At 70.6% G+C, this 8,145-nt stretch carries 9 protein-coding genes; 4 read left to right on the top strand and 5 right to left on the bottom strand.

Annotation, left to right across the window (positions count from 1 at the left end; translation table 11 throughout):
• A partial coding sequence (locus tag NBW84_RS17640; protein ID WP_250285830.1) for a TerD family protein occupies positions 1 to 676 on the top strand: 676 nt, incomplete at its 5' end.
• A gap of 302 nt (positions 677 to 978) precedes the next feature.
• Here NBW84_RS17640 and NBW84_RS17635 read toward each other — a convergent pair.
• On the bottom strand, positions 979 to 2,178 hold the full coding sequence (locus tag NBW84_RS17635; protein ID WP_250285829.1) for an acyl-CoA dehydrogenase family protein: 1,200 nt from the start codon (positions 2,176 to 2,178) through the stop codon (positions 979 to 981).
• A 483-nt stretch (positions 2,179 to 2,661) separates the two neighbouring features.
• Between NBW84_RS17635 and NBW84_RS17630 the strand changes: the two genes are divergently transcribed.
• Positions 2,662 to 3,753, top strand: coding sequence for a glycoside hydrolase family 6 protein (locus NBW84_RS17630; protein ID WP_250285828.1), 1,092 nt, complete (start codon positions 2,662 to 2,664; stop codon positions 3,751 to 3,753).
• Between the two features lie 155 nt (positions 3,754 to 3,908).
• On the opposite strand, the gene NBW84_RS17625 is transcribed toward NBW84_RS17630, so the two are convergent.
• From NBW84_RS17625 to NBW84_RS17615, 3 genes are read right to left on the bottom strand one after another with little or no spacing between them, the layout of a single operon-like run.
• The gene (locus tag NBW84_RS17625; protein ID WP_250285827.1) at positions 3,909 to 4,307 is read right to left on the bottom strand and encodes a type II toxin-antitoxin system VapC family toxin; all 399 of its coding nucleotides are present in this window, start codon (positions 4,305 to 4,307) and stop codon (positions 3,909 to 3,911) included.
• On the bottom strand, positions 4,304 to 4,585 hold the full coding sequence (locus tag NBW84_RS17620) for a type II toxin-antitoxin system Phd/YefM family antitoxin (RefSeq protein WP_250285826.1): 282 nt from the start codon (positions 4,583 to 4,585) through the stop codon (positions 4,304 to 4,306). The genes NBW84_RS17625 and NBW84_RS17620 overlap by 4 nt, the downstream gene beginning before the upstream one ends.
• A gap of 59 nt (positions 4,586 to 4,644) precedes the next feature.
• Entirely contained in the window at positions 4,645 to 4,836 is a 192-nt protein-coding gene (locus NBW84_RS17615) for a hypothetical protein (RefSeq protein WP_250285825.1), read from the bottom strand.
• A gap of 562 nt (positions 4,837 to 5,398) precedes the next feature.
• Between NBW84_RS17615 and NBW84_RS17610 the strand changes: the two genes are divergently transcribed.
• The gene (locus NBW84_RS17610; RefSeq protein WP_250285832.1) at positions 5,399 to 6,712 is read left to right on the top strand and encodes a magnesium transporter MgtE N-terminal domain-containing protein; all 1,314 of its coding nucleotides are present in this window, start codon (positions 5,399 to 5,401) and stop codon (positions 6,710 to 6,712) included.
• Positions 6,712 to 7,362 carry a DUF1003 domain-containing protein gene (locus NBW84_RS17605; RefSeq protein WP_250285824.1) on the top strand — a complete coding sequence of 217 codons (651 nt, stop codon included), beginning with the start codon at positions 6,712 to 6,714 and terminating at the stop codon, positions 7,360 to 7,362. Before NBW84_RS17610 ends, NBW84_RS17605 begins: the two co-directional genes overlap by 1 nt.
• Before the next feature lie 182 nt (positions 7,363 to 7,544).
• Here NBW84_RS17605 and NBW84_RS17600 read toward each other — a convergent pair whose 3' ends face one another.
• Positions 7,545 to 7,829, bottom strand: coding sequence for a chorismate mutase (locus NBW84_RS17600; protein ID WP_250285823.1), 285 nt, complete (start codon positions 7,827 to 7,829; stop codon positions 7,545 to 7,547).
• Between the last annotated feature and the right edge of the window lie 316 nt (positions 7,830 to 8,145).

Here is an 8,145-nt window from a genome sequence, read left to right as displayed (position 1 = left end):
GGGTGGCGGCTGGGGCGGCGGCCAGCCTCAGCCCCCGGCCGCGCAGCAGGGCTGGGGCGCGCCGCCGTCCGCGGCGGCCGGCGGCGGGGGCGGGGCATCCGTGAACCTGGACAAGGGCCGGGTCTCCCTGCGCAAGGGCCAGAGCGTCTCGCTGGTCAAGACCGGGGCGCCGCCGCTGACCCGGGTGCGGATGGGCCTCGGCTGGGATCCCGCGTACAGCGGGCGCCAGATCGACCTGGACGCCTCCTGCATCCTCTTCGACGGCCGGGGCAAGGACGTGGACAAGGTGTGGTTCATGTCCAAGAAGGGTGCCCGCGGCGCGGTCCGCCACTCCGGCGACAACCTCACCGGTTCCGGTGAGGGCGACGACGAGACCATCTTCGTCGACCTGGCCGCGCTTCCGCCGAACGTCGAAGCCCTGGTCTTCACGGTGAACAGTTTCCAGGGGCAGCGCTTCACCGAGGTCCGCAACGCCTTCTGCCGGCTGATCGACGACTTCACCGGCGCCGAACTCGTCCGGTTCGACCTGTCCGAGTCGAAGCCGCAGACCGGGCTCGTCATGTGCAAGGTGGTCCGCCAGTCCGGCGGCCCGAACTGGACGATGACCGCCATCGGCGAGTTCCACGACGGCAAGACCGTGCGCGCGATGGTCGGCCCGTCCAGGCAGTATCTGTAGAGTAACGATCCGTGCGGACGAGGGGCGGCCGTGGGGTGGCTGGGTCCGGCCGTGTTCCGGGCCGGCTGCCGGGCCGGGGCCGGGGCTGACAGCCGGCCCTCGGCCGGGGCCCGACAGCAGTGCCCGGCATAAAAAACTAAAGCCGCACACGATGTTTCTCGTGATGTTCTCCCGCGAGAACCCGTGGATATCTCACGAGTTCTCGCGGGAAGTCTTCCGCGGTTTCCACGGCTTCGTGCATTTTGTGGCACCGCCGGTTCCGCGGTTTTTCGTGGCCGTGCGTCCCGCGGCGGTCCGGCGGCCTACTGCTGCAGCTTGTAGTCCCGCAGCAGCGCGCGGCTGATGATCCTCTTCTGTACCTCGGACGTGCCCTCACCGATGAGCATGAACGGCGCCTCCCGGAAAAGCCGCTCGATCTCGTACTCCTTCGAGTAGCCGTATCCGCCGTGAATACGGAACGACTCGGTCGTCACCTCGTAGCAGTATTCGCTGGCGAGGAACTTGGCCATCCCGGCCTCGACGTCGTTGCGCTGGCCGCTGTCCTTCTTGCGGGCCGCGTTCACCATCATCAGGTGGCCGGCCTCCACCTTGGTCGCCATCTCCGCCAGCTTGAAGGCGATCGCCTGGTGGTCGGCGATCTGGTGGCCGAAGGTGCGGCGCTGCTGGGCGTAGGCGATGGCCAGCTCGAACGCCCGGATCATGATGCCGCAGGCGCGGGCCGCGACATTAACCCGGCCCACCTCCACGCCGTCCATCATCTGGTAGAAGCCCTTGCCGCGGCCGTCGGGGCCGCCGAGGACCGACGACGCCGGCACCCGGTGGCTGTCGAGCACCATCTCGGTGGTCTCGACCCCCTTGTAGCCGAGTTTCTCCAGCTTCCCGGGGATCGTGATGCCCTCGTGGGTGCCGAACCCGGGCTCCTTCTCCAGCAGGAACGTCGTCATGTTCCGGTAGACGGAGTCGGCGCCCTCGTCGGTCTTCACGAGAGTCGCGACGAGGGCGGCGCGGGCACCGTTGGTCAGCCACATCTTCTGGCCATTGATCACGTAGTCGTCGCCGTCGGGAGTGGCCCGGGTGGTGATCGCGGACACGTCCGAGCCGCAGCCGGGCTCACTCATGGAGAAGGCGCCGCGGATCTCCCCGGTGGCCATTTTCGGCAGCAGCCGCTGCTTCTGTTCCGGGGTGCCGTGCTGGATGAGGAGGTAGGCGACTATGAAATGCGTGTTGATGACTCCCGACACGCTCATCCAGCCGCGGGCGATCTCCTCGACGACCAGGGCGTAGGTGAGCAGCGACTCGCCGAGCCCGCCGTACTCCTCGGGAATCGTGATCCCGAACAGCCCCATCTCCTTCATGGCCTCGACGATCGCCTCCGGGAACTCGTCCTTGTGCTCGAGTTCCGTGGCGTATGGCAGAATCTCTTTGTCGACGAATGTGCGCACAGCCGACAAAATGTCGGCCTGGACGTCCGTCAGACCATCGGTCTGCGCGATCCTGCCCATGGTGTCCGCTTCCTTTCTCGCCGTACCGTGGTCGGCCCGTGCCATTTCTGTACCGGCTGTCGGGAATCACGTGCGGGTCGTCGTATACTTATGAGAAGTATCACGGCATTCGCGGGCGGGCGCCAGCGACGCCGGCGGGTGGCCCCTTGCGCGGCACCGTCCCGGCCCTGGCGGCATCCCGGCCCAAGGCCCGCCCGCCCGTGCCGCCGCCCCGGCCGCGATGACCGTATGGCGCTCCGCGAACGTGTGGCGGGGAGGCCTGCCGGCGAACGCCGGCCCGCGCGGACGGCCAGCGGGCCCAGCGGGCCGTACGGCCCGGCCGGGGGCGTTCGATATCAGCCCACCGAGCGGCATCGGGGGCACTGCACAGTATCAACAATCACTGTCCGTATCGCCTGATATCGGGTAGATAGCCCATAAAGTAGTCCGCGAGGGGGCTTGATGTTGTTGTTCTGACGCGACCGTTGTGCCTCCGGAGGCGTTGTGCGCTCGTTTCTTCGCAAGGCCCGTCAGGGGCCGCTGGGCAGGATCCCGCAGGAGGTGCCCGTCTGGCGCCACCTCGCCGCGGCGGCGACGATCGCCCTGGCCGCGGCCGGTGTCCTGACGGCCGGCTACCGGCCCGGGGACGCGGGGACGCTGCGAGCGCCGCTGTCCCCCGTCGCCGCGGACAGCCCGGACGCCGCGGCGGCCGGCAGCCCGCTGGCCGGCGCCCGTTTCTATGATGATCCCGACAGCCAGGCGGACGCCGCCGCGGCCCGGCTGCGCGGCCAGGACCCCGTGAACGCGGCCCTGCTCGACAAGATCGCGAATACTCCGCAGGCGATGTGGCTCGGCGACTGGTTCCCGACCGCGCGGGTCCGCGCCATCGTTGCCGAGCGGGTCGACAGCGCGCGGGCCGCCCAGGCGGTCGCGGTGTTCGCCGTCTACCACATACCGGCCCGCGACTGCGGCGGCTACTCCGCCGGCGGGGCGAACTCGCCGGACGAGTACAGCGCGTGGATCTCGGAGGTCGCCGCCGGCATCGGCGCCGGCCCCGCCGTGGTGGTACTCGAGCCGGACGCGATCGCCGGCGCGGACTGCCTGCCCGCCGCCGGCCAGCGGACGCGCTACACGCTCATCCGCGAGGCGGGCACGCTGCTGACCCGGCACGGGGCCACCGTCTACCTCGACGCCGGGCAGCCGGACTGGCGCAGCGCCACCGAGATGGCCGGCCGCCTGCGGCTTGCCGGCGTCTCCGCCGTGCGCGGCTTCGCCCTGAACACGGCGAACTTCGTCGCCACCGCCGACCTGCTGGCCTACGGCAACCAGATCGTCGCCGAGCTCGGCGGCAGCGGCCACTTCGTCGTCGACACCAGCCGCAACGGCCGCGGCCCGGCCCCGGACAGGCAGTGGTGCAACCCGCCGGGCCGGGCGCTGGGAGCCCGCCCGACCACCCAGACCGGCGACGAGCACGCGGACGCGTTCCTGTGGGTGAAGGGCCCCGGCGAGTCCGACGGCACCTGCAACGGCGGCCCCCCGGCCGGCGAGTTCTGGCAGCCCTACGCCCTCGACCTGGCCCGCCGAGCGCCCTATTAGCCCGTCCCACAGGACGAGCCCATCCCACCGGCCGCCACCGGCACAAATACGTCCACCGGCACAAATACGTCCAGCAGTACAAATACGTCCAGCGGCACCGCTGCCCACCGCGTCCGCATCCGTTCCCAAGGTTCTGGGATCAGGGGGTTCTGGGATCAGGGGGCGCGGACGGGGAAACCGAGGTCGAGGGCGGCGGTGGCCAGCCGGCGGTCGTAGGTGACGAACGCTGTCAGGCTGTCGCCGAGCCGCCGCGCGGCGGCCAGATGGATCGCGTCGAGGGTGCGCACCAGCGGGCCGGCGACCGCCCCGGCGTCGTCCAGGACGGGCCGGTCCAGGATGATGTGGTCGAGGCGGTTGAGCATGGTCACCGCCGCTTTGTACAGGTCGGCGTCGTCCGCGGTGGCGCGCCGTACCGCTCGGACGACCTCGGCGCGGGCGAGCAGGGAGGTCACCTGGGGATATCCGGCGTGCGCGCCGAGGAAGGCGCGCAGCGCGGGTGTCTCGGCCTCGGTGACGACCAGCTTCACCAGCGCGCACGAGTCCAGGTAGATCAACGATCGTCCTCGGCGCGCATGTCGAGGAGTACCTCCGACAGCGCCGGCCCGTCCGTGCGTGGGGGCCCGGGCTCCCAATCGGCGAGACCGCCCTCGCCGGGCTGGAGCACTCCTTCGTCGATCAGCCGTGCCCGCGCCTGGTGGAGGTCGCTGGGTGGGGTGAGAACGGCGATAAGGCGGCCGCGTTCGGTGATCTCGATGGTCTCGCCGGTCTTGACCCGGTCGAGGATCCTGGAAGCGTTGTGCTGGAGCTCCCGTACGCCGATCCGTTCCATCATGACGCACATGATATAGCCCCATGTGCGTCAAGGCTGTGGCGCTGTGGATAAGCAGCGAGTCAGCTTGCCTGTGGGTAGGGCTTCGCGGACAGGGAGTCAAGAAGCGCGTCGAATGCGGCGTCACTCTCACAGATCACCGACCGGCCGGCCGCAAGGTCCGCAAGCGCTTCATAGATCATGCGCTCGGTGTCGGGATCCGCGTCGATCTCCTCGACGTCACGGAGAACACGCGGTAGCTCGGACTCGCTCATGCCTGCTCCGCCTCCCGTGCCGTCTTCGTCTCGTCGGGACGTATCTTGAACTCGAGTACCAAAAAGTACTGCAGATCGTGGCTGTCGCATCTTCGGACCTCGGCCATGGGCGACGCGCCACCGGCCCTGTCGTCTCGTCCCGGAGTGCGAGTACCCGCTGGCAGCGCACTCGGGGCCTGTTCGGGGTGCCCTGTGATCCGTCCATCTCGCTTAGCGTACTCACCTGGACACGCGTCAACCGGCTTCCGTGTGAGCCGCAGGCGCTCCCACACCCTCAACCCAGCCCCCCGACCGGGACAGATGAGTGCGCGGACGGAGCGACTACGTGGTTCCTGGCCTCGTCACGGCGACGGTTTCCACGTCATGGCTCCGTTCACTGACAACATCGCCTGGATCGGGAGCCGTGAAGGTGGGGGTAGCCTCGCGCCGTGAGGCCGAACCATCAACCGTTGCGGTGGTCGGCCGTGACGGCGGGTATTTGGCTGTGGCGGGCGTCGCGCCAGGTGTTCGGTGGGGCGGGTGTCATGACGGGTGGTCGGCGGTGACGGCGGTGTCGGGGCGGATGTTCTGTCGCCGACTGGCGGGGCTGCTCGTCCTCGATCCCAACGGGGACGTGGTCGGACGGCTGCGGGACGTGGTGGTGATGCTGCGGCCGGGTAGCCAGCCGCCCCGCGTCCTCGGGCTCGCGGTCGAGGTGCAGCGTCATCCGATCTTCGTCCCGATCGGGCGGGTGACGGGGGTGGAGTCGGGCGCCGTGGTGCTCTCCTCGGCCCGGCTGAGCTGGCGCCGGTTCGCCCAGCGTCCCGGTGAGACCCTGGTGCTCGGCGAGCTGCTGGACCGGCAGGTGACGCTGGTCGCCACCGGCGCCCCGGCCACCGTGGTCGACGCCGCGATCGAACAGGTCCGCGGCGGGGACTGGGTCCTCGACCACGTCGCGGTACGCATCGGCCGGCGGCGCCGCGGCGAGATCCGCACGGTCTCCTGGGCCGAGGTCACCGGCTTCTCCCTGCCGGAGGAGGACCAGGGCGCGGCCAACATGCTCGAGGTGTTCGAGAAACTGCGGCCGGCGGACCTCGCCGCGCTGCTGCGGGACCTCTCCGACAAACGCCGTGTCGAGGTGACCGCGGCCCTCGACGACGAGCGGCTCGCCGACGTCCTGGAGGAACTGTCCGAGGACGAGCAGGTCGAGCTGCTCGGCGGGCTCGCCGACGAGCGGGCCGCCGACGTCCTGGAGGCGATGGGCCCCGACGACGCCGCCGACCTGCTGGGGGACCTGCCCGCCGGGGATGCCGAGCGGCTGCTGCGGCTGATGGAGCCGTGGGAGGCCGCGCCGGTCCGGCGTCTGCTCGTCTACCCGGACCGGACCGCCGGGGGCATGATGACCAGCGAACCGGTGATCCTCGGCCCGAACGCGACTGTGGCCGAGGCGATCGCGCGGATCCGGGCGCCGGAGCTCTCCCCGGCGCTGGCCGCGCAGGTGTACGTGGTGCGCCCCCCGTTCGAGACGCCCACCGGGCGCTACCTCGGCCTCGTCCACTTCCAGCGGCTGCTGCGGGAACCGCCCGGGGCGCTCGTCAGCGGTGTCGTCGACGTCGGCATCACCCCGCTGCGGCCGGAGGCGTCGCTCCAGGAGGTGACCCGGCACCTCGCGTCGTACAACCTGGTCGCCGTCCCGGTGCTGGACGACGGCGCCCGGCTGGTGGGGGTGGTTACTGTCGACGACGTGCTGGACCACCTGCTGCCGCCCGGCTGGCGGGAGCACGACCTCGACCCGGACACCACGGGGCCGGACGCCACGAGCCGGGACGCTACGAGCCGGAACGTCACGAGCCTGGGTGGCTCGGGTGCGGGTGGCTCGGGTGCGGCGGGGACCTGATGAGGCTCCGCCGCCATACGGGCAGACTCGATCAGCCCCGTCCGTCCCGCCGGTCGGCGCTGGTCCGCCGTCCCTACGAACCGGACGCCTTCGGCCGGGCCGCCGAGCGGATCGCCCGGTTCATCGGGACCGCGCGCTTTCTGGTGGTGCAGAGCATCGTGGTGGTGCTGTGGATCGGCTACAACATCATCGTGCCCCGTGACCTGCGGTTCGACAACTACCCGTTCATCTTTCTGACGCTGGCGCTGTCCCTGCAGGCGGCGTATGCCGCGCCGTTGATCCTGCTGGCGCAGAACCGGCAGGACGACCGGGACCGGGCCAACCTCGCACAGGACCGGGAACGGACCGGACGCCAGCTCGACGACACCGAGTACCTCGCCCGCGAGATAGCGGCGATCCGTATCCGGGTCGGGGAGCTGGCCACCCGTGACTACCTGCGCTCCGAGCTGCGGGCGGAGCTGCGGGCGCTGCTGGCCGAGTCCCTGGGGACCCCCGTGGGGACTTCCGCGGGAACCCCCGTGGGGACTTCCGCGGGGACGGATGCGGGAACAGGTGAGGACGCCACCGCCGGGCATCGCCGCGGCCCCGGGCCGTGGGAGCGGCGGCCCGAACGCGGCAGCTCCACCGACCGGCGGCTCCAGAGCCCGTGAACCAGCAGACCCGACCGGGAAGGCATCACCGGGGACGGCATCACCGGTGACGGCGTCACTGGGGACGGCGTCGCGGAGGGACGGCGTTACCGAGGGAAAGACGTCGCCGGGGAGCCGGGAGCGTGCCTCGGGGCGGGAACTCGGCTGGCGTCCGCGGGCCGGGGCGTTCGCGGGACGAAGGCTTATGCGAGGGATCCTCGGCACAGAGTGAGAATGGACAGGGCGATTTCGACCCCGCGGGGCCCGAGCTCCCGCGACCAGGCTGTGATGATCGCGTTTTCTCGCTCGTGCTGGATGCGCGGGCCGCCGTCCGCGGAACGCAGCGCCTGAATCTGCCGGGATATCTCCAGACGGGCGCCGACGAGCGCGCGGAGCTGTGTGTCGATCTCGTCTATGGCCCGCCGGCCGTCCGCGATCGAGGAGACCGTCGGTGCCGGCGTGGCGGCGGGAAGCGCGTGGCTTGTCATCTGGGCTCTTTTCATCCGGGACCCGGCCATCCCGGAGCCGGACAGGCCCGGGGAAAGTCCGGGCCTTGAGTCTCGGCGTGTCGCGTCAGATACGCGGCAGTGCAGGGACCGTGCCCGGTCCCTGGTAAAAATGATCCGGCGATCTGCTCGCGCGGCGCGCGCAAAGAGGAGATCCACCAGGCATGGCTACCAGCATGCCAGCCGGGATTGCCACCGTCCAGCGGTCCGTCCGGCTCGCACCGTGACCGCACATGACCCAGAAGCGGGCGGGACGTCACGCCGATGGCTCCGGGCGTCACCCGAATGCCGGGCAGGA

It is taken from the genome of Protofrankia sp. CiP1_Cm_nod2 (genome assembly GCF_920664355.1).
In the GTDB taxonomy this organism is placed as follows: Bacteria; Actinomycetota; Actinomycetes; order Frankiales; family Frankiaceae; genus Protofrankia.
This window is presented reverse-complemented; position numbering and strand designations above follow the sequence as displayed.

Coding starts and splice junctions, on each gene's coding strand:
- NBW84_RS17635 (WP_250285829.1), bottom strand. CDS start 2,178: ATGGGCAGGATCGCGCAGACCGATGGTCTGACGGACGTCCAGGCCGAC.
- NBW84_RS17600 (WP_250285823.1), bottom strand. CDS start 7,829: ATGACAAGCCACGCGCTTCCCGCCGCCACGCCGGCACCGACGGTCTCC.
- NBW84_RS17620 (WP_250285826.1), bottom strand. CDS start 4,585: ATGATGGAACGGATCGGCGTACGGGAGCTCCAGCACAACGCTTCCAGG.
- NBW84_RS17605 (WP_250285824.1), top strand. CDS start 6,712: ATGAGGCTCCGCCGCCATACGGGCAGACTCGATCAGCCCCGTCCGTCC.
- NBW84_RS17610 (WP_250285832.1), top strand. CDS start 5,399: ATGTTCTGTCGCCGACTGGCGGGGCTGCTCGTCCTCGATCCCAACGGG.
- NBW84_RS17615 (WP_250285825.1), bottom strand. CDS start 4,836: ATGAGCGAGTCCGAGCTACCGCGTGTTCTCCGTGACGTCGAGGAGATC.